This window comes from Nostoc sp. DedQUE05, assembly GCF_034530955.1.
In the GTDB taxonomy this organism is placed as follows: domain Bacteria; phylum Cyanobacteriota; class Cyanobacteriia; order Cyanobacteriales; family Nostocaceae; genus Nostoc.
Genome location: NZ_JAVRCB010000014.1, coordinates 1 through 21,843 on the forward strand (window position 1 = coordinate 1; position 21,843 = coordinate 21,843).

Consider the following 21,843-nt stretch of genomic DNA (forward strand, 5'->3'; position numbering starts at 1 on the left):
GAGTTTTTTCTTTTAATCCTTTTATTCAGAATACTCGGAAAGTGACAGAAGAGGGGTATAACAATGTTGCCAATTCTTCTAAGCACGCTTTAAGCCGTTCTTGTTTATCCTGCTTCATAGTTATTGAGGCACACGGTTTTATCTGTTGTTATATTCTCCCAGAATTTGTATATCTTCCAAAAGTGGATGCTCCCTAGGATTTTTTCTACTTTGGGGTTTTCATCAATATGATGACTGCCAGTAATTCTTTGTAAAACCCAACCTTTTTGTTCCGCAATCTTACAAAGTTGCTTGCCCGAAATAGATTTCATACAGCAATTTCGACAACTCGATCTGTTGACTCAATTGCATTACGACTGTTGGCAACTTCAAGCCAACCCTCAATAGCATCTTTTAAATTAGCCATCATTTCTTCTATAGTGTCTCCTTCGGTAATACAATCAGGAAGCGCGGGAACCTCTGCCCAATAACCACCTTCTTCTGCTGGATGAATGATTGCTCTGATTTTCATAAACTTGTTGAGCTAGTTTGTGAGAATATGCTAATAAGGATACCTGTTTGCTCTCAATTGTGGCTGCTTAAATTAATGTTGCTACAGTTCAAACAACAGCTGTTTGTGCGATCGCTCTTCATCGCAGAAGTAGTTAGGTTTGAGTATAAGCAAATATTCGGCTTCCTGCTATCAACCAAATCTAGGCAAAGGCGATCGCACTAATTACTATAAAAGTTGAGGGTTGATTCTAAGATCATCAGTGAATAAAGACAGTTGAACTCCTACCTTAAGCCTTCTCTGTTTTACTACTTTTCTAAGGCGCTTATCTGCTGTGTACACATTCTCAATAATGGGTAATGGCTGCGGTATATGTTTAGGGAGATAAAGCTCGAAACCAATACGAACAGCTTCTACTGGGTATGAAGAGCGATCGCTAGACTTCCATCCAGTTTTTTTATGGATGAAAAGCCTCATCCCAAGATGTTTGATCAAATCCAATGTTTGTTGAGCTTTGACTTGGCTTTCTTTGTTTACCTGCTTTGAGTATGAGGCATAATACTCAATCATAGCTGCACAAAAACCATCTGTAAGAATGTTTCTCCCTTCGATATCAAAGTATCCTGTGAGAACAAGATTCCATCCAGCAAAGGGCTTCAAGCAATTTGGTAAAGAATTTTCTGCACGATTAGCTTCTTGGACTCTTTTCACCCATTTCGAGATTCTCTGGTGTGGCACTCCCAGAAACCTAGCTAATCCAGAGTGAGACATCCCAGATTGACCTGTAGCTTTGACTGTGAAGTACTCCGCACCATCGGGATCTACATGGCGCAGTAAGTCATCTGAGCGGCTATCTCTGCCACCAAGTTGTGCTGCAAGTTGACGCATGGCGATTCTCCTTGTATTTCATTAACTTTGATTTATGACACGGGTAGCTAAACCTTAATTGTTTGTGCGGTTTCCATTGCTTGAAAAATCTGATGCAACTACATTTTTATCGCTCAAATATTTTGCTTGAATTGAAGCGAAAAAACCACGTCCTATTTGTTGCCATCTGCCTTCTCTAGCCCCTCGACGCAATTCAGTAGATAAAGAATTTCTAGCACGCACATACTCATCATTATTCTCTGTAATAAATATCGCTCGTGCAATGTCATCAGCAGTCAGAGCCTCATTACGGCTATTCAAAACAATTTCAGCTACCTCTGCTAACGTTTTGTTTGCAAATTCAGTGCGTAGCATTTCTTTCGGAGAACGCTTGTTATCATCTCCAACTCCATATCTGGCATTGTCGGCAAATGTATTATTGTTTGTTTGACTTTGGTTGGACTCTCCGTTAGAACTTTCATCAGAGTTAAACATTATAGAGGTATCTTGATTCAGGGCATCGGTATTAGCCTTCTCGTGTATGTTTAACATCAACTTAAAATACTCAATGTCATCTTGTAGCTGAGATACACGTACTTCAGCTTCAGTCAGGGCAGACATTTTCTCTTCTATTTGCTTGTTTAACCAACTAATGTGTTGTTGACGGGCAGTATCGTAACTCATAAGCTTGCCCCTAAACAAATATACTGTTTTTCAAAACAAGCATAACAAATAAAAAACAAAATAGGTATATTAAAGTTTATTTAGTTAAACAAATTTGTTAGTTAAACAACTAATCAAACCACAGCTACACAACGTAGACCTTCAGTAGCTTGCTGTAGGCATCACATCTTACATTTATATTCAAAACATCGCAGTGTTGAGTGGCTGTTAACGTGTGTAGGGTTGTGCAATAACAAGACCGGGAACAACACGGTAATGTTTAACATTGATGTACAAAGTGTTGCACCTTGCCCAACAGCACAAGCAGCTATCAGCGCATCTAACAACCCTAAACTGTGAGAGAAATGGTAGGTCGTAAAGTCAGACAAGGCGCGAGTCAAGTCAGCTTCAGTAGCCCAGACTACAGGTAGCGGCGCAACCTGTTTTAAAGCGTTACTCAATTGTTGCTTGTTTTGAGAATCCTGAATCAGTTCCATGACTACAAAGCCGGGCACACTGGGCAACTCTGATAAACTGGCAAACAGAGGAAGGTTTAGCCGAGAAGCTTCAGTAAAAAGCTCGTTTTCTAGCTCTGGTGGCAAATCAAGATTAATACTCACTCTGGTTATCCTCTGTAGGTTTGGTTCTTAATTCATAGAAACTTGAGCAAAGCTGCTCAAACACCAACCGCCTCTGGAATCGCACCCTGCATTCTCCCGAAAGCATCAATCAAATTTTGCAATTGTTGATCTGCCTTAAAAACTCCTAACCCGCGCACTGTCACTTTACCAGGAGAATACACAAAGCGCGTCTTGAGATTGTCTGGTAAATTCGCCGCCAACAAATTCCAAGCGGGTTCCTCCATTGGTGTTTCTAAAACGACGTGCTGCTTTTGTTCTGGTTTAATCCGGCTAAATCCAAGTTTTTTCGCTAGCTGTTTGAGTTCCATGACTCGCAAAAGTTGATTTGCCGACACTGGTAAAGTACCATAGCGATCGCTCCACTCGGCTGCAATCTGCTTTAATTCTGATTTAGATTTAGCTGTCGCTACCGCCCGATATGCACTCATCTTTTGATCCAAATCGGTGATATAATCTGCCGGAATAAATGCTGTCAAGTTGAGGTCAATCTGGGTATCCTCCACTTTCGGAATTTCTTGTCCGCGGATTTCCCGAATTGCTTCTTCAAGCATTTCCATGTATAAATCAAAACCGATGGCATCCATTTGACCGGATTGTTCTGCACCTAGCAAGTTACCCACGCCTCTGATTTCCATGTCGCGCATTGCTAGCTGATACCCAGAACCTAGCTGAGTAAATTCCTGAATCGCTCGTAATCGTTGCCGTGCCGCATCAGATAATGCCCGTTGCTTCGGATAAAATAACCAAGCATGAGCTTGTATCCCTGCACGTCCCACACGACCGCGTAATTGATACAGTTGTGCCAATCCAAAGCGGTGAGCATCTTCAATCAAAATCGTGTTGACTCGCGGAATATCTAAGCCAGATTCAATAATTGTCGTACAAACAAGGATGTCTGCATCGCCATTGCTGAAAGTGAGCATGGTTGATTCTAACTCGCTTTCATCCATTTGACCGTGAGCGATCGCAAACCTAGCCCCCGGTATTACTTCTCGTAAATTGGCTGTTGTCTCTTCAATCCCATCTACTCGTGGAACTACATAAAATACTTGTCCACCTCTATCTAATTCTTGACGAATAGCAGTACGGATACTTTCAGAATTAATCGGTGATAGATGTGTTTTAATCGGGCGTCTGGTTGGGGGTGGCGTGGTAATCAAACTCATTTCCCGAATTCCTGACAAGGACATATACAAAGTTCGGGGAATGGGAGTGGCGGAGAGGGTAAGCACATCAACTTGAGTTTTCAAGCTTTTAATTTTCTCTTTTTGGTTGACCCCAAATCGCTGTTCCTCATCTACTACCAAAAGTCCTAAATCTCGGAACGTCACGCCTTTACCTAAAAGTTGGTGTGTACCAACTACTACATCTAATTCACCTGTTGCCAATCGCTTTTGAATATCACGGCGTTCTTCGGCGGAACGGAAACGGTTGAGCAAACCGACATTCACAGGGTAGGGTGCAAAACGTTCTTTGAGTGTATGGTAATGCTGCTGTGTTAAAATAGTCGTTGGCGCAAGGAGTGCCACTTGTTTACCGGCGGTGACTGCTTTGAAAATAGCACGAATCGCCACTTCCGTCTTTCCGAAACCGACATCGCCACAAACTAAGCGATCCATTGGGCGATCGCTTTCCATGTCGCGTTTTACATCTTGTACAGCTTTGAGTTGATCCGTTGTGGGTTGGTAGGGGAAAGAATCTTCTAATTCCTCTTGCCAAGGCATATCATTTGGAAAGCTAAAACCTTGTTGTTGCGATCGCGCTGCATACAGTTTCAACAAGTCCACCGCCAATTTTTTGATCGCTTTGCGGACTTTATTCTTGGTATTTTCCCAAGCTTTACCAGTCATCCGGTTGAGTTCCGGTGCTTTATCACCTCCGGCGCGGAACCGAGATAAAGCACCTACTTGATCGGCTGCGACTCTGAGTAAGCCATCAGCATACTGCACTACCAAATAATCACGGGTTTCATTATTAATCGTCAAACTTTCCAGCTTGACAAATTTACCAACACCATGATTTCTGTGAACTACATAATCGCCTGGACGCAGCTTATTGGGATCGACTTGTTTAGATGTCGCTTTGTGGCGCTTGCGGATATAGCCGGGAGTCGCCAAGGAATGCTGCCCAAAAAATTCCCGATCTGTAACGATTACTATTCGGTACGTAGGTAAGATAAAACCTTCTAGTTCCGCAAGCCCAGAATATTTTAGAGCTATAGGAATATGGTTGATTTGCAGCTTATCTATCGCTTGGTAGTCGCGGGGGTTGGGGATAAACTGAGCCGGACAATCATGTTCTTGCAACAGTGAGACAGAACGCGAAGGTTGAGCAGAAAGCAGCCAGATCGAAAAATTGCGATCGCGTTCTTGGCGGATGGTTTCAGCTAGTTTAGCAAACTGGTGTGGCGTGACTGGAACAGGACGGCTGGCAAGATTGATCCCATCATTTTCCTCTGACAATTCCGATAAATATAATGTTTTAAATCTGGCAACATCAACCAGACACTCATCAAACGAACGGTGAATTTTCGGCAATGTTAGAGGAGTAGATTCTTCCCCATACGCCATTCCCCATTGTTCCTGGGCATTTTCTACCCAGCGATCGCTATGAGCATGACACTGTTCTGGCTCATCAATGGCAATCAGGGTATTTTCTGCTAAGTAGTTTAGCAGAGATGCTGGTTGCTCAAACGCTAACCCCAAAAAGCGACGGCTACCCTCCAACATTGATGAATTCGCAGTGCTAAGTTCTGAGTCAGAATTTAACTCAGCACTCAGCACTCCAAACTCAGCACTATTTTTCAGTGCAGCCATCACGATGGGAGTAAAGCTAGTGGGTGTAAGAATTAACTGGTCAACTTTGTCGAGGGCGGAACGTTGGGTTGCTGGGTCAAATTCCCGCATTTGCTCGATTTCATCACCAAACCATTCCAACCTGATTGGAAATTCCGAGGAAACCGGGAACACATCAACAATATCGCCCCGCCGACTCCATTGCCCCTCCATTTCCACCAAAGGAACTCTTTCATAGCCCAAAATAGTTATTTTTTCACTGAAGCTATTCAGGTCTAATTCCATCCCTTTTTTTAGGGTAAGACAGAATTGCCCAAAAGCTTCTGGTGGTGGTAAATGAGGTTGCAACGCCCCTTGAGTAGCCACAATCGCTAAATTTGTCCTTTGTCCTACCCTGCGGGAAGCCGCTGGCGCGTCTATGTCCCTTGTCATTTGTTCTTGGTTTGTTTCTAATGACAACTGACTAATGACTAATGACTCTTGATTTTTGAGTAAATCTGCTAAAACCTGCATTTGCCCCCAACTCATTTCAGTTTCCGGGTCAAAAGGTTCGTAGGGAGAAGCCTCGGAGGTGGGGTAAAAATGTACTGTTTGCCATCCCATTGCCTCCAGTTGTGCGTAAACGCGTCCAGCTTCTTCTAGGGTGGCGCAAACCACAAACAAATCTTTACCCTGAGACTGCGCTAATGCCGAAGCCACTAGAGTCTTGGGCAGCCTGGGAATGCCATTTAACCGCAATTCTTGTTGTCGATTCAGCTTAGAAATAAATTCAGTGGTGAGCGGCGATCGGCCTAAGGCACGCACAATAGAAGAAAATGACATAAGTACTACTAGCGATGGGAGTCTTTGTGGATCAGCAAATCTTGAGGCAGTTTATGTCAACTATTTTAAAAGTGTTAACAGCTTTCTTATTCTTTAGGTGGAAGAATAATGCACAGTGACTAATAAATTTAAGAACTATAACTACTACTTTGTGTATAGTCAAAGTATTTATCGAAGCACCTTTAATACTAGATACTAGGGATTGAGCTACGTTTGCTCTGATAAGCGGCAATTTTAAACATGTCCTCCATCACTTTTGAAATTTTAATCATTTTGGTGCTAATTATTGCCAATGGCGTGTTTTCTATGTCTGAGATGGCGATTGTCTCGGCACGGAAAGTAAGGTTACAACAGCTTGCCAATCAAGGAGATGTCAAGGCAATGGCAGCATTGAAATTAGCGGAGTCTCCAAATCATTTCCTGTCAACTGTTCAAGTGGGTATTTCCCTGATCGGTATCCTAACTGGTGCTTTTGGAGGAGCAACAATTGCCAATCGGCTGGCAGTCTATGTGCGACTTGTACCTTTGTTAGCACCTTATAGCGAACCGATATCTTTTGGAATAGTGGTTTTAATCATTACCTATTTGTCACTGATTGTTGGTGAATTAGTACCAAAGCGTCTGGCATTAAACAACCCAGAAAGAATTGCATCGACTGTAGCTATTCCAATGCGTGCCTTATCGGCGATCGCTTCGCCAATGGTATATCTATTAAGTGCTTCTACAGATTTGATCCTGCGAGTGCTAGGAATTACAGCTTCTACTGAGCCGCAAGTCACCGAAGAAGAAATTAAAATCTTAATCGAGCAAGGCACAGAGGCGGGAACCTTTGAGGAAGCTGAACAGGATATGGTAGAGCGAGTCTTTCGTTTAGGCGATCGCCCTGTTAGTTACTTAATGACACCCCGTCCTGATATTGTTTGGCTAGACTTAGACGACTCTGCCGAAGAAAATCGCCTAAAAATGGTTGATAGTGCTTATTCTCGGTATCCAGTTTGTCAGGGTGGACTTGACAATGTGCTAGGTGTTATCCCTGTCACCGACTTATTAGCCAGGAGTTTCCGAGGGGAACCACTAGACTTAACTATCGGATTGCGACAGCCTGTATTTGTGCCAGAAAGCACCCGTGGCTTGAAAGTTTTGGAATTGTTCAAGCAAACTATCACTCATATGGCGCTGGTAGTGGATGAATACGGCGTAATTCAAGGATTAGTCACTCTCAACGACATCATGAGTGAAATCGTAGGTGACGTTCCTTCAACGGATGGACAAGATCAACCACAAGCTGTACAACGCGAAGATGGTTCGTGGCTTTTGGATGGGATGTTGCCTGTAGAGGAGTTTTTGGAACTTTTTGGGATGGAAGAGTGGGAATCTGAGGAACGCGGTAGTTATCAAACATTAGGTGGTTTTGTGATTACCCATTTAGGTCGTATTCCTGCCGCAGCAGATCATTTTGAATGGCAAAGTATGCGAATTGAAGTAATGGATATGGATGGTAATCGCGTTGATAAGGTGCTAGTCGTACCGAAGGCAGTTAAATCAGCAGATACGAAAAAATCTGATTAGGATTGGGCATTGGGCATTGGGCATTGGGCATTGATAATTATTGTTTACTATTTACCATACGCCATAACCCATGCCCGATTTACGCGATTTATCAAGTGCGAGATAAACGTTTGACCTCTTCACCCGCCAACATCTGATGAGCTTGTTTCAGGAGTTGGGGGATTTTATCGGCGTAGGGATTACGGGTAAGAGATTTCCCTAAATCTAATTCATCTAGCCGATCGGCTTTGTTGCCGGGGAACCAGTGACCGCCATTGCCAAGCAGGTTATAGCGCATTTTAGCGTAGTCTACTAAATCGTAGGCGATCGCTAAATTCCGCAGCCACAAAATCACCCGAATATTTACCTCACCAGGGGTTTCGTCAAAGGTTGGTAGATTTGTTTCCCAAGATTTTACCCAATCTTCTCCCAAAGTTGCGATCGCTTCTTCTTCCAATCTTGCTAAAATTGGCGGCAAAATTTCTGATGCTCGATCTAGTAATTCTAAAGTCTTTAGGTGTTCATCAAAATCTTGTGGTTTTGCTGCTCCCAAGCTCAGGGTATGTACCTCTTGATGGCTCAAACAAAACAAATCATTAAACACCATTGGACTCAACGGGGCACAAAGATTTACTAATTTTTGGGAAGGCTCATACAACAAACCTCCTTTATTAGATGGGCTAATAATAAACACCCCCATATCGTGGCGTTTAGCTGCTTCGATTGCCGCCCAATTCCATTGATTAATGTAGTACCAGTGCAGGTTTACGTAATCAAATTGATTGGTATTAATTGTCTGCACAATCATATCTGTCGAGCCATGTGTGGAAAAGCCAATAAATCTAACTTTTCCCTCTGCTCGCAACTGCTGTGCTACTTCCAAACAGCCGCCAGGACGGATGCTTTCATCTAACGACTCAGGATGATTAATGCCGTGCAACCCTAAAAGGTCAATATAATCTAGCTGAAGATTTTTCAAGGATTGTTCAAATGTCTCCCGAAATTCTTTCGCATCTGCCTTTGGATTGATTTTTGTCTGAACAATCAACTTTTCGCGGGGAAACTTGGGCAATATTCTCCCCAATTGCATTTCAGAAGTGCCATAACCACGGGCAGTTTCAATATGATTAATCCCAACCTCGACTGCCCTTCTAATAGTCGCTTCTAAGTTTGCCTGGTTATCAGCAGGAATTTCATGATTGGGAACATCCTCCCATTTGAACTGATATCTCATGCCACCGCAGGAAAACACTGGCATCTCTAATTCTGTGCGTCCAAATCTTCTATATAGCATCAGTGGATTGTGGATTGCTTACCAACTTAAAATCTAAAAACGATACTCATTCCAGCTTCTAGTGCCACAATCATTTCCTCTGTTCAATCTGTGACACTAGCAATATTCATCGCATTCTTAAATCGGTCAGGTCTTTTGGTTATTGGATTTTTACCAATATTCCAGTTCCACAGAATAATTATCTCACTCTAGTTACCACTAGCAAGCGTTTTTCTATTATTATTTCAAGTTTAGACCAAAAAATAGCAAAACAACCCAGCAGTGCTGAGTTGTGCAAAGGTGAATTCACGGAAAAGTTCAAATTAATTTTTTACAATTTGAGATTGTGCCTGAGTTAAGCAAGTTTTCAATTTTTCAGCTAACACTTTTACATGAGGTTCTTTAAGTATGTTAAGGTGAGATCCGGGAATGTAATGGATATCTAATCCTCCAACTACTACCTCGTCCCAGCCAAATTGAGGATCGTATTCTATACCTATAGCTTCGTCCCGATTTTTATCCTCTGTCCGCAAAAGAATAGCTCGACCAAGGTAAGGTGAAAAAATATAGTCACTAAGAGCTTGAGTGTTAGTGTCTATAATCTTTAAATGCTTGTCAGTTTCAGGTACATGAAGTACGTCTTCCAAGTAACGGTTATATGTATTTTGCAGTTCTTGCTTACGCCAATAGCTCCATCTCACAATCTTTTGCCAAAGGTAGTTAGGCCCTTGCTGAACAATATTTTTTAAATGCAAAAAAACTCGTTTGAGAAATGGCGCCTGCCAGCTATAACCTGGACGACAACTATCAAGCATAACTAAAATGCCAACTTCTTCGCCTTGCTCATGGAGTTGTTTAGCCATCTCGAAGGCAACTGTACCCCCAAAAGAATAACCTCCGAGAAAATAAGGGCCATGAGGTTGAAGGGCCTGAATTTCTTGAATGTAGTGCGCTGCCATATCTTCAATGCGGGTATGGAAAGGATGTTTTCCATCTAATCCCCGTGGTTGTAATCCGTAAAATGGTTGTTCTGTTCCCAAATGTAATGCCAATTCACGGAAACACAAGACTTCTCCACCTAGCCCGTGAATACAGAAAAAAGGTGGCTTGGAACCGTTGGATTGAATTTCTACTAAGGATGACCAAGATTTTGATTGGTCTAAGGTATTTACTAAAGCCGAGTTTTTTGTTAAATCTTCTTCTTGGCAAATTATTTTGGCTAGAGCCTCTACAGTCCCTGACTGGAAAAGAATAGCAAGAGGCAGGTTTTTATTAAATGTCTTTTCAATTTGCCAAAACAGTTTTACTGCTAGGATAGAATGTCCTCCTAGCTCGAAGAAGTTATCCTTAACACCAATCGGTTGGACGCCTAAAATTTGTTCCCAAATCTGGGTTAACTGGCGTTCCACTTGGTTACGGGGAGCAATAAAGCTTGCTTCTGGTTCTTGCCTTGATAAGTCTGGTGCTGGTAAAGCGCGACGGTCTACCTTGCCGTTGGGAGTTAAGGGCATGGTGTCCAGCGCGACAAAAGCCGAAGGTAGCATATACTGTGGCAATTTTTTCGACAGGAAGCTACGAATATCAGTAATTGCAATTGCTGAGTCTTGATTAGGTATAATGTAAGCCACCAAACGTCGATCGCCAAGAACATCTTCACGGGCAATCACTACAGTCTGGAGTACATCTGGGTGTTGGGCTAACACCGTTTCAATTTCCCCAGGTTCAATGCGTATCCCTCGGATCTTGACTTGATGATCTCGGCGACCGAGAATTTCTAGAGAGCCATCTGGACGATAGCATCCGCGATCGCCTGTATAATAAAGCCAATCCTGGCGATCGTTCCGAAAAGGGTTCTTGACAAACCGAGAACGGTTTTCTTCTTGGGCATTGATATAACCCAAACTGCGGAATGGAGTTCGGATTACAATCTCACCCGGTTCACCAATACCGCATGGTTGGTTATTTGATGTGAAAACCAGTGCTTGGGTTTGAGGCAACGGCGATCCTACTGGCTGTACACCTGGTGTACACTCAATAGGTACTCGGTAATAACACTTTGCCAAAGTTGTTTCTGTCGGGCCGTAGAGATTAACTATTTCACCTGATTCTGGAAAAGCATCCCGCCAGCGAACTACAAGGGTTTCTTTCAAAGGTTCTCCAGCCAAGAATAACCAGCGTAAGTTACGTAAAGAGACTCCTGACGGCACATTCGCTAACCATAATTGCGCCAGCGAAGGAACTGTATGAAGTACGGAAATTTGCTCATTTTCCAAGTAACGCAGAATTCGAGTCGGTTCTAGATTATCGCCTTCTTCTGGCAAGCATAGAGTTGCACCACTAGTTAAAGGTAAAAAGATATCTCTAAGAACGACATCAAAAGAAAGACCAGTTAATTGGGCAATGCGGTCTTGCTGATTAATTTCAAAGGTCTGTCGCTGCCAGTTCAGAAAATGCGCCAACCCTTTATGACACCCCAGCACCCCTTTGGGTACACCAGTAGTGCCGGAAGTAAAGAAAATATAAGCTGCATCGTCGTCAGCGATTTCAGGTAGATTTACGGTTTCAATCCTTTTTTGGGAATTTATCGCTTCTCCTGTGTCTCGGTTAACACAGATGCTAGTTAAAGACTCCCCTATATTTTCGTCTTCTGGACGCTGACCATCAATATATAATATGTATTTAGCTTTAGCTTCCTGTAGCATCAGGCGCTGGCGTTGGCTGGGAAGTTTCGGATCGAGGGTGAGTAGCACACCACCACTCAAGAGTACACCAAGCATACTGGCAATTAGCCCAAAGCTGCGTGTACCATATACGGCTACAACATCTCCCCGCTTTATTCCGTAGGATAACAAAACCTGTGCTAAAGTTTGAGCGATTTTGCCTAATTCCTCATAATTCCAAGTGCGAATTCCTTGACGAAGTGATGAATGTTCTGGGGTACGGTTTACCCAAGAGGTAAACATTGTTGTCGTCAATTCATACTGTGGTTCTGGCAAAACCGCCCTTGGCTCTGGCAGCAAAGGTCGCGCTTCTGGTGTCACCAGAGAATATAAACTAATTTTCCTCTGTGGAGCAGCAACAATTTGATTTAGCAAGTGATGGAATTGATGAAGCATTTCCATCATCCGCTCGGAAGTAAACAGATCGGTGTTGTAGACTAAATCAAGTTGGATTCCTTGATTTTGTTCTGTAACGTAAAGGGTTAAGTCAAACTTAGAAGCTGTTTCTAGAATTGAGACTGGTTCGATAGCCACTCCAGGTAGTTCTAGTTGGATATCCCTTAAGTTGAGCATATTAAACCACACTTGAAACAGTGGGTTGCGACTGGTATCTCGCTCTGGTTGCAGTTCTTCTACCAGCTTCTCGAAGGGCATATCTTGATGGGCATAAGCAGCTAATGCCATCTGGCGAACTCGATTTAGCACTGAACGAAAACTGGGGTTGTCGGCAAAATCAGTCCGTAAAACAACAGTGTTAATAAAAAATCCAATTAACTCTTCAATCTCAGAACGGTTACGTCCGGCAATGGGAGAACCGATAAGAATGTCTTCTTGCCCAGTATAGCGGTGTAGTATTGTCCCAAAAGCTGCCAGCAATGTCATGAATAGAGTGACACCCTCCTGATGCGAGAGTTCTGTGAGTGATGCACTCAAAGTTGGCGGTAGCATCAGAGATTGGGCTGCTCCTTGGTAAGTTTGCACTGGTGGCCGTGGTCGGTCGGTAGGCAATTCCAGTACAGTATTAGCACCTGCTAATTGGGTTTTCCAATAGTTAATTTGCTTAGAAAGTACTTCACCTGATAGCCATTGGTGCTGCCACACAGCAAAATCCGCATACTGAATGGGCAATTTTGCTAATGGGGAAGGCTTACTACTCAAAAAGGCTTCATAAAGCGCTATTAACTGCTGCCAAAGAATACCAATTGACCAACCATCTGAAGCGATGTGGTGCATCATTAACAAGAGTATATGCTCCTGTTCGTCTACTTGGAGCAAAGTAGCACGCAGCATCAAGTCAAATTCTAAGTTGAAGGGGCGTTGCACCTCTTGATTTAGGAGCAATTCTACTTGCTCCTTTGTTACCTGAATGATTTTAAGTTCCACTGGCCGAGGCGTACCAATTACTTGTATCGGGCTACCATCAGGTGATGTAATAAAGTTGGTTCGCAATGCCTGATGATGGACAACGATCGCATCTAATGACTGTTGTAATATACTCAGGTTTAACTTGCCCGTTAAGCGTTGTGCATTGGAGACAATATACGCTCGGCTGTTGGGTTCCAACTGCTCCAAAAACCAGACTCGCTGTTGGGCAAAGGATAGAGGGGCTGATTGCCGATTGGCTATTTGAGGAATGGTCTGATTTTGGGGGTCGTTTTTTGGAGTTTGGTTTTGGGTAATTGCTTGAGCTAAAGTAGCGATCGTGGGATTCTCAAATAAGAGTTGCAACGCTATTTCTATTTGAAAAGCTTGACGAACTCTAGACATCACTTGAGTGGCCAGGAGTGAATGCCCTCCCAATTCAAAAAAATTGTCGTGGATGCCTACTTGTTCCAGACACAAAACTTTCGCCCAAATACCAGCTAAGACTTCTTCTGTCGAATTCTGAGGTGGAACAAAGTTATTTGACAGCCTAATATAAGATGTATCCGGTGCAGGTAAGGCGCGGCGGTCTATTTTACCGTTGGGATTTAATGGTAGGGTGTCCAAAAAGACAAAGAAAGCAGGCACCATGTATTCTGGCAACCGAGCTTCCAAAAAGCAACGCAATTCAGCTTGACTAGGAATTTGCTCTGGACTGGCAACAATATATGCTATGAGTCGCTTGTCTCCAGGCGCATCCTCTCTGGCTATGACTAAAGTCTGCGTCAGTGCTGGATGTTGAGCTAGTATGGCTTCAATTTCTCCTAATTCAATTCGGAAGCCACGTATTTTAACTTGGTGGTCAATCCGACCAAGGAATTCGATATTACCATCGCTCAAATAACGTGCTAAGTCCCCAGTTTTGTAAAGGCGTGCCCCAGGTTCAGAGCTAAAGGGGTCAAAAATAAACTTCTCTATGGTCAATTCTGGACGGTTAAGATAACCTCGCGCTAGACCAATACCGCCAATGTGCAGTTCACCTGATTCACCAATAGGCACTGGCTGCAAATTGTCATCGAGGATGTGAATCTCTGCATTGGTAATCGGACGGCCAATGGGTGCAGTAGCATAATTCATGCCACGTTGGCAACTCCAGAAAGTGGTATCAATAGAAGCTTCTGTCGGGCCGTAACAATTATGTAAAACATTGTCCAAATTCAGTTGGGCAAAGAAGCGTTCTATAAGTTCGCCAGGTAAAGCTTCACCACCGCAGGTAATGTGTCTGATGAATCGGCAATTTTCAATTCCCTTCTCTTCTAATAAGACACGCAGGATAGAAGGTACTAAAGCCAGAACTGTGATTTGCTGCTCAGTAATCACCTTCACAAGATAGGCTGTATCTTGATGTCCACCAGGGCGAGCTATAAATAATTGCCCCCCAAAGCACAATGGCCAGAATATCTGCCACACTGAAGGATCGAAGCTAAAAGAAATAGTCAGTAAAACTTTGTCTGCGTGAGTTAATCCAAAAGTTGTTTGCTTCCAGTGAAGTTGATTGCAAATACCACGGTGAGAAATCATCACACCCTTGGGCTGTCCTGTAGAACCAGATGTGTAGATTACGTAGATGAGGTTATCAGCTGTAGTTTGATTTACAGGATTTTCTTGACTGTTTTGGATATTCCCTTGCCAGTTTGAGTCCAGACAAACCACTTGTGCCTGATGCGGTGGTAAGTTTTTGACCAATTTTTCTTGGGTTAACAATACTGCTGTTTGGGTGTCTTCCAAAATAAAGGCTAAACGTTCTGAGGGATATGCTGGATCTAAAGGCACATAAGCGCCTCCAGCTTTGAGAATGCCCAGTAGTCCTATAATCATCTCTAAGGAGCGCTCCAGACATATACCCACAAGTACTTCCGGTCCAACGCCTAAAGAACGTAGGTAGTGCGCTAATTGATTCGCCCGCTGGTTTAACTGTTGATAAGTAAGTTGTGTATTTTCGCATATTACTGCAATGGCTTGGGGCGATCGCTCTACTTGCATCTCGAACATTTGATGAATGCACAGATACTGATGATAAACTACTTGGGTATCATTTAATTCCTGTAAAACTTGAGTGTCGATAATGTTAGTTAAGGTATTTAAGGTAATCTTTTGCTTATATTCTTCTGATGTCTGACTATTTATCTGCATTTTATATATTAAGTTCCAGTGGGCATAAATAATTAAAGGTTTATGACTAAAAAAGATATGAGCAAATACAGTTTCCAATCTCTAGAAAATAAGCAGAATACTATTAGTTATCATAGAACTGATATACAGCAATATTAAATGATACAGACGCTAGGAGCACACAGACATCTTGTGCACCCCTACTAATTATTTGAACTCCAAAGAATTGCAAACAGCTATAACACTTATCAAACTAAAAAGTTGCTTGCTCTTTAGTTTTTGACTATTACCAGTGCCTTCATTTCAGCATTGAGCAGAGGTTGATGATAATTTTTTTGGAGGTCTGGCACAGGTTTCCCATCTACAATAACTTTGTAGATTTTTGCATAGCAGTTGCTCGGTAAATTTTCAACAATTCTTGTTTTAAATGCATCAGGACTATAAGTTCTAGCAAAGCCTTCATATGCACCCCATCCAGCAAAGCTTGCAGTATTGTCAAAAATTGTAATTGCTTTGTCAACATTGGGCTTCTGAATCCGTTTATTGTTCCAGATTTCTGCATATTCGTTAGTTAAAAATAGCGGTGCAATGACAAGTTTTCTGCCCACTTTCAATAAACGTACTGCCTCTTTAATAAACTTAATATCCAAATCATCTTGAAAATGCTCAAAAGAATGATGACAGCTAATTCCATCTAAAGATTCATCTGGGAGAGGGATCGCATCAATAGAGCCACCAATGTACTTAATTCCATCTGTGACTTTTCCGTCCAATAAGGAGTCTTGACAGTAAGCATTCAATTTGAACTCCGAAACTGCCATTAAAGCCTTTATATATTCAGCTTTCTCACCACCAGCAGCATCTAGTATTTCATCACCTTCTTTCAAATCTAATAGACTCATTGTCGTCAGATATTCAAGTGGCTTAGAATGGATGTAATCAAGCTGATTATATTTACTTAATACATCCGAATTTATAAAATCCCTATAATCTTTTTCAGAAAAATATAAATTGTTTATCTCTATTTGGACTTTGCCTATTTCCGAATCATTTGTTGGTCGTAAAATCTTATTAACTTTTAAATTGTTTAGACGCAAATTTGTCAGCAAACGCCATTTTTTATTGTTTAAAAACCTGCCCAATCGATCTACTATATCTAATTTGCTAGTCACCATACTTTCACCCTGTGTCTTATTGATTGAAATGAAACTCGAAATTATTACAGTTGAATCCCAAAAATCAAATTTCTGTTTTATCGAATAAATACAAACACTTACACGTAATTATAAAGGTACATTATCCTATCTCAGTAAAATCTACTTGATGAAAGATAGTTTTTACAAAATCTTCATTTTGTCTCTAATTATATAAATTTAATGTAAAGTCATAATCTTATTTTTTTGGATAATTTAGCCAACCTCATAAAACTCAATTAAGTTTGTAACATCAGTCTTCTACTCTAAACTACAGTCTCATCTTAAGGTTGCTGCCCTTTTAAGACTTCATTTAGAAATATCTATGAAACTGACTTAAGTCAGTAATGTAAAGTTTCATTACAAAAATCAAACTTTTAATGCATTTTGTTATAAGTTATGTAATATAATTTTTAATCAGTAATTCTGCGTAAGAACAACAGATAGAATAAGACAACTTTATATTCAAAGCTGAATTAGTCTAAATAAATATGCTAGAGTGATTTCTGAGGTTATATCAATAATTCTATACCTCGAACAAAGAAGTGAAACTCTCCAAGATATCTGCGATATCCACGATCTGATGTATTAGTGACTTGGAAAATTATAATATTTTATTTTTATGTTTGCCTACTTGCTTGATTCTTAACATCCGCAGTTTTGTTTAATTACTAATAATCTAAATTGGTCAACAAATCCTTTTTTTTCATTAAATTTGTACAGACTAAAATGTGATTATATACTGCAATCAAACCTAAATATCTCGTTAGTAAAACAGCACTCAAACCGACCTGGAAAATGTTTTGATCGAGAACTTAAAGTTACTCTAAAGAAAATGATTAAGACTAAGACTAAAAATTCCAGGTTTATTTGTAAATAAAAATAGTGAAATAGCTAAATTGTCTTGTATTTTTAAGCTCCTATCAAATTTTACCTACACCAAGTGTTCCTACTCATGAGTAATCAAAGCATTACAACAAATAAATTCAGTGAAGTACCTTTGGATTTACGTGCATCGACGTTTGTCACAGTACGTAAGGGTTCGTGGTGGTTAAGATTAACAACATTATTCTTAGTAGACTGTACTCTTTTATTTTTATCTTGGGTTTTAGCAGCATATCAATCTACTGATGGACACTTTAGTTGGTATATACCGAGCCATTATTTACCTATTTTAACAGCTATTGGGATTCAAATAGGATCGCTAGCTATCGAAGGAATTTATAGAGAAGGTCAAAAACGTTATGACTATTTCAATATTATCAAATCGCTAACTTTTGCTCATGGATTAATACTATTAGTTAGTTTTTTGTATAAACCAGTTATTGATATAACACGTCCAAAATTAATATTATTACCTTGGTTGCTAAGTGTATTTTTTGTTTGTACTGGTAGATATGCTGTAAATATTACTCTTGAATATCTACGCAAACAAAAAAAAATAGTTCGTTCTTCTGTTTTCATTATTTGCGATCCTCAGGATCACGAGCAGATAGAGAGTTTTATAAAAAAAGAAAAGCATTACATTATATCTGGAACTGCGAATGCCAATTCACTAGACAGATATCAGCGTCAGCAAACATTGACTCAGCTTAATCAACTAGGAGTGACAGAAGTTTTTATATCTTGGGATGCACTAAAAAATAGAATGTTTTTGTGCTGGTTGTTTCAAGCATCTGGGATACAAGTACATATTTTACCGATGGAATTAAAACCAATTTACAAAAACGTACAATTCAACAAAATAGGAGGAATGCCTTGTTTAAGTTTGGATTGTCCGATAATTACAGGTAAAGATTTTTGGATAAAGCGTAGCTGTGATTTTTGTTTTGCAACTTTATTTGTAATGTTCTTATTCCCCATTTATATAGCTATAGCTATAGCTATAAAACTTGACTCTCCAGGCACAGTATTCTACAAACAAACGCGTATAGGTCTACATGGTCAACAGTTTAAAGTATGGAAATTCAGAACAATGAGGTCTGATGCGGAAAAGTTACAAAAAGAATTAGAAGCATTAAATGAAACAAAAGATGGGATTATATTTAAAATTAAAGATGATCCTCGCATTACCCGTGTTGGAAAATTTCTCCGTCGTTACAGTTTAGACGAATTACCTCAACTTTTTAACGTTATCCTTGGAGAAATGAGTATAGTGGGACCTCGCCCTTTACCTACCAGAGATGTTGAAAAGTTTGCCGAACATCATTTTATTCGACATGAAATTTTACCTGGTATTACGGGTCTTTGGCAAGTCTCAGGTCGCTCAAATATTTTAGATTTTGAACAAGTGATTCATCTCGATATTAGCTATATCGAAAATTGGTCACTAAGGTTAGACTTTGAAATTCTCCTTAAAACAGTTATGGTGGTTTTGCAAAAAGATGGTGCTTACTAAGACAAAAAATCTCTAGCTGGGCAGCTATGATTAGAGAATTTACTTTTCGTATAAATCAATAAAATTATTGCAGTTTTCAGTTTAATTTGTGGCGGATTCAATTTAGATTTTTTTACATTACACAGAGGATGTTCTAAAAAATCTAGCAGGATATATCCGAAAAAATCATGATGACTCAAAATGAAAGAATTAAGCTGAATTAAGAATTATAAGAATGGTAGAAAAGTACAAATTCATAAGTAATTCCTTCTCAATGATACTCAATCGGTTAGTACAAAGTATTACAGCCTTTGTGTTAACCGCTTCGATTGCTCGTACTCTAGGAGCTGAGGCTTTAGGGCAGTATCTACTAGCATATAGCTACTATTTTATTTTTGTAGGCATTGCTTCACAAGGGCTAAAAACATTGTTCACTAGAGAACTAGCTCGTGAACCACAAAAAACATCAGTCTATTTAATGAGTGGTACTTGCTTACAGCTAATATTTAGTTTTTTCAGTTATGGAGCATTGGTGATTGTAGTATTTTTACTTCCCTATAGTACTAAAACCTCGACTGTTTGTTACATAATGGGTTTAACGATCATCCCCTTTGCGCTTTCTAATATCACAGAGGCAATTTTTCAAGCGAAAGAAAAGATGCATCTGATTGCGATCGCTACAGTGCCAGTTTATATTTTACGCCTAATAATCATGATTTGGGCGATGCAACTAAAATATGGAATTGAATATTTAGGGGCGATCCTAGTTTTTTCTGAAACACTAATTTTAGTAATTGAATGGATTTTTATCGCTCGGTTAGTAAAAATAAAATGGCAAATCGATAGAAATTTTGTCTTGAATACAATCAAAAATGCGCGCACATTTTTTGCTATTGAAGCAATAGCTGTAGTAATTGGCAGAATTCAAATACTGATCCTTTCATTATTAGGAAACGAGTTTTTAGTAGGTTTATTTGGCGGAATAACACAATTATTACAACCGTTTTTGATTATTGCTAACAGTATGAGTTTAGCAATATTTCCAAGGCTTTCAAAAGCAGTAGAGCAAGGAAGGGAAAAGCAGAGGCAGATAGCTGAAAATCTTATCGAAATCCTACTAATCATCGCATTGCCCTTATTTCTTGGGATCTTATTGTTTGGCAAAGATTTATTAGTTTTTCTCTATAATGCTAGCTTTGCTGAAGCAAATATAGCTCTTACGATCAGCGCTGCATCACTTATTTTTTTGCCGTTTACCCGCTCACTGACTTATTTACTTGTAGCCAATGGTTTCGAGATAGTGAACCTACGTGAAGTAGTTATTACCAGTACATTAGGGAGCTTAGGAGGTGTGGTATTAGTTTCGCGCTATCAGTTACTAGGTGCAGCTTTAATGGTATTATTGATGACTATTTCTGGTTTTAGCCAGTATATTTATTTCACCTATACTCGCCTATTTTCATTAAATTTATGGCGAATTGTGCGCCGACCATTAATAATAACTATTGTAATGCTACCTATATTAATATTTTTACAAAAACTTAGTTTAAACTTTATATTAACTCTAATTATTGCAACTTGTGTTTATACTTTATTTGTAACTTATTTAGGTATTCGTGCATTTGGAGGGTTTCGGTTTTTATGGTTGAAATTGTTAAGATCGCAGTAATGTAATTAGTCTCAAATAAATTATTATTAACTCATAAATAAAAAAATATAAAAACTGATGAAATAAAGAATTTAAGAGGGAGGATATAATTGTAATTATGATTAAAGTTGCTTTATTACATTTTAGCTTTGAAGATTACACTATTGAATTAGCAAACAGTCTGGTTAAATATGTTGATTTAACACTAATTCACCCGGAAAAAGTTTCAAATGTCTGTAGCAATGTTCTCGATCCCAACATCCGCGTAATTAGCTTTAAAAAACCACGGATTCGCGATCCACGCAACCTATTGTCGATGTACGCGATGATGCGTATTATCAAAGACATACAGCCGGATATCTTGCATGTGCAAGAAACTAACGATCCTTGGTATGATTGGACTTTGTTACTCAACAAAATGCCGCCATTGGTGACAACTATCCACGACATATTCCGTCACCCAGGAGATAGCATGGCTGTATTCGGTTCAGAGTATACTAGGCGTATTGCCTTCTATCGTTCCCAACAATTGATTGTTCATACTCATCAACTAAAAAAGATTCTAATTGAACAATTTCGTATACCTCAAGAGCGAGTCAATGTTTTACCACATGGGGAACTTGGTAGTTTGTATCAGCGTCGGGGTAAGAAATATAGTCAGACTCGCGATCCAAATACGTTACTATTTTTTGGCCGCATCTGGCCATACAAAGGATTGAAATATTTACTTCAGGCTATGCCTTTAATTGCTGAACGTATACCTGAAGTCAAACTGATTATCGCTGGACGGGGAGAAAATATCAAACAATATTTCCCTAATGGTTATGATGAGAAACACTACGAAATTATCAATGACTTTATCCCCCTTGAAGAAGTAAGTAATCTATTTCAACGCAGTACGATAACAGTTCTACCATACATAGAAGCCTCTCAAAGTGGAGTGGCAGCCTTATCTTATGGGATGGGAACCTTGGTTGTAGCCTCTGAAGTAGGGGGATTAAGTGAGATAATTCAGCATAAAAAAGATGGGTTGTTAGTTCCACCTTGTGATGTTCAATCTTTAGCTGATGCCATTATTTATTTGTTAAGCGATCGCGATTTGCAACAACGTATGCAAGCTGCGGCATTAGCTCGCTGTCAGGAAGATTTAAATTGGTCAAATATTGCCGCTCAAACAGTTCAAGTTTATTATAAAGAACTGAATATGCAAAATAAATATTAGTTAATTTATTTATGAGGAAAATACTAATTTTTGCTGAACAGGTATTCACA

At 40.1% G+C, this 21,843-nt stretch carries 14 protein-coding genes; 6 read left to right on the plus strand and 8 right to left on the minus strand.

The window, feature by feature from the left end; all coding sequences use genetic code 11:
• Window positions 1-197: hypothetical protein (locus RMZ42_RS12300; protein WP_322671848.1), on the plus strand; the 197-nt coding region annotated here is incomplete at its 5' end.
• Window positions 198-307: 110 nt separating this feature from the next.
• On the opposite strand, the gene RMZ42_RS12310 is transcribed toward RMZ42_RS12300, so the two are convergent.
• On the minus strand, window positions 308-511 hold the full coding sequence (locus RMZ42_RS12310) for a type II toxin-antitoxin system HicB family antitoxin (protein ID WP_322671711.1): 204 nt from the start codon (window positions 509-511) through the stop codon (window positions 308-310).
• Window positions 512-586: 75 nt separating this feature from the next.
• Between RMZ42_RS12310 and RMZ42_RS12315 the strand changes: the two genes are divergently transcribed.
• Entirely contained in the window at window positions 587-715 is a 129-nt protein-coding gene (locus RMZ42_RS12315) for a hypothetical protein (protein WP_322671712.1), read from the plus strand.
• Window positions 716-718: 3 nt separating this feature from the next.
• Here RMZ42_RS12315 and RMZ42_RS12320 read toward each other — a convergent pair whose 3' ends face one another.
• From RMZ42_RS12320 to mfd, 4 genes are all read right to left on the minus strand, one after another.
• Window positions 719-1,378, minus strand: coding sequence for a hypothetical protein (locus RMZ42_RS12320; protein ID WP_322671713.1), 660 nt, complete (start codon window positions 1,376-1,378; stop codon window positions 719-721).
• Between the two features lie 54 nt (window positions 1,379-1,432).
• Entirely contained in the window at window positions 1,433-2,041 is a 609-nt protein-coding gene (locus RMZ42_RS12325) for a hypothetical protein (protein ID WP_322671714.1), read from the minus strand.
• 161 nt (window positions 2,042-2,202) lie between these two features.
• On the minus strand, window positions 2,203-2,640 hold the full coding sequence (locus RMZ42_RS12330) for a VapC toxin family PIN domain ribonuclease (protein ID WP_322671715.1): 438 nt from the start codon (window positions 2,638-2,640) through the stop codon (window positions 2,203-2,205).
• 56 nt (window positions 2,641-2,696) lie between these two features.
• Complete coding sequence (gene mfd / locus RMZ42_RS12335; RefSeq protein ID WP_322671716.1) at window positions 2,697-6,278, minus strand: transcription-repair coupling factor; 3,582 nt, start codon at window positions 6,276-6,278, stop codon at window positions 2,697-2,699.
• A gap of 240 nt (window positions 6,279-6,518) precedes the next feature.
• Here mfd and RMZ42_RS12340 point away from each other — a divergent pair, with 240 nt between their 5' ends.
• Complete coding sequence (locus RMZ42_RS12340; protein WP_322671717.1) at window positions 6,519-7,847, plus strand: hemolysin family protein; 1,329 nt, start codon at window positions 6,519-6,521, stop codon at window positions 7,845-7,847.
• Window positions 7,848-7,938: 91 nt separating this feature from the next.
• Here RMZ42_RS12340 and RMZ42_RS12345 read toward each other — a convergent pair whose 3' ends face one another.
• The 3 genes from RMZ42_RS12345 to RMZ42_RS12355 form a co-directional block, all read right to left on the minus strand.
• Window positions 7,939-9,120 (minus strand): aldo/keto reductase, encoded by a 1,182-nt coding sequence (locus RMZ42_RS12345; RefSeq protein WP_322671718.1) that lies wholly within the window; start codon window positions 9,118-9,120, stop codon window positions 7,939-7,941.
• A gap of 302 nt (window positions 9,121-9,422) precedes the next feature.
• Window positions 9,423-15,374, minus strand: a complete 5,952-nt coding sequence (locus tag RMZ42_RS12350) for a non-ribosomal peptide synthetase (RefSeq protein WP_322671719.1) — start codon at window positions 15,372-15,374, stop codon at window positions 9,423-9,425.
• Between the two features lie 251 nt (window positions 15,375-15,625).
• Window positions 15,626-16,528, minus strand: a complete 903-nt coding sequence (locus RMZ42_RS12355; protein WP_322671720.1) for a methyltransferase domain-containing protein — start codon at window positions 16,526-16,528, stop codon at window positions 15,626-15,628.
• Between the two features lie 973 nt (window positions 16,529-17,501).
• Here RMZ42_RS12355 and RMZ42_RS12360 point away from each other — a divergent pair.
• The 3 genes from RMZ42_RS12360 (at window position 17,502) to RMZ42_RS12370 (ending at window position 21,793) form a co-directional block, all read left to right on the plus strand.
• Window positions 17,502-18,944: a sugar transferase gene (locus tag RMZ42_RS12360; RefSeq protein WP_322671721.1), complete on the plus strand. Its 1,443-nt coding sequence runs from the start codon at window positions 17,502-17,504 to the stop codon at window positions 18,942-18,944.
• Window positions 18,945-19,158: 214 nt separating this feature from the next.
• Window positions 19,159-20,592: an oligosaccharide flippase family protein gene (locus RMZ42_RS12365; RefSeq protein ID WP_322671722.1), complete on the plus strand. Its 1,434-nt coding sequence runs from the start codon at window positions 19,159-19,161 to the stop codon at window positions 20,590-20,592.
• Between the two features lie 97 nt (window positions 20,593-20,689).
• Window positions 20,690-21,793, plus strand: coding sequence for a glycosyltransferase family 4 protein (locus tag RMZ42_RS12370; protein ID WP_322671723.1), 1,104 nt, complete (start codon window positions 20,690-20,692; stop codon window positions 21,791-21,793).
• Window positions 21,794-21,843: the final 50 nt, after the last annotated feature.

Excerpts from the sequence above, each read along its gene's own strand:
- RMZ42_RS12365 (WP_322671722.1), top strand. The coding sequence starts at position 19,159 with ATGGTAGAAAAGTACAAATTCATAAGTAATTCCTTCTCAATGATACTC.
- RMZ42_RS12360 (WP_322671721.1), top strand. The coding sequence starts at position 17,502 with ATGAGTAATCAAAGCATTACAACAAATAAATTCAGTGAAGTACCTTTG.
- RMZ42_RS12370 (WP_322671723.1), top strand. The coding sequence starts at position 20,690 with ATGATTAAAGTTGCTTTATTACATTTTAGCTTTGAAGATTACACTATT.
- RMZ42_RS12320 (WP_322671713.1), bottom strand. The coding sequence starts at position 1,378 with ATGCGTCAACTTGCAGCACAACTTGGTGGCAGAGATAGCCGCTCAGAT.
- RMZ42_RS12350 (WP_322671719.1), bottom strand. The coding sequence starts at position 15,374 with ATGCAGATAAATAGTCAGACATCAGAAGAATATAAGCAAAAGATTACC.
- mfd (WP_322671716.1), bottom strand. The coding sequence starts at position 6,278 with ATGTCATTTTCTTCTATTGTGCGTGCCTTAGGCCGATCGCCGCTCACC.
- RMZ42_RS12355 (WP_322671720.1), bottom strand. The coding sequence starts at position 16,528 with ATGGTGACTAGCAAATTAGATATAGTAGATCGATTGGGCAGGTTTTTA.
- RMZ42_RS12315 (WP_322671712.1), top strand. The coding sequence starts at position 587 with ATGTTGCTACAGTTCAAACAACAGCTGTTTGTGCGATCGCTCTTCATC.
- RMZ42_RS12310 (WP_322671711.1), bottom strand. The coding sequence starts at position 511 with ATGAAAATCAGAGCAATCATTCATCCAGCAGAAGAAGGTGGTTATTGG.
- RMZ42_RS12345 (WP_322671718.1), bottom strand. The coding sequence starts at position 9,120 with ATGCTATATAGAAGATTTGGACGCACAGAATTAGAGATGCCAGTGTTT.
- RMZ42_RS12340 (WP_322671717.1), top strand. The coding sequence starts at position 6,519 with ATGTCCTCCATCACTTTTGAAATTTTAATCATTTTGGTGCTAATTATT.
- RMZ42_RS12325 (WP_322671714.1), bottom strand. The coding sequence starts at position 2,041 with ATGAGTTACGATACTGCCCGTCAACAACACATTAGTTGGTTAAACAAG.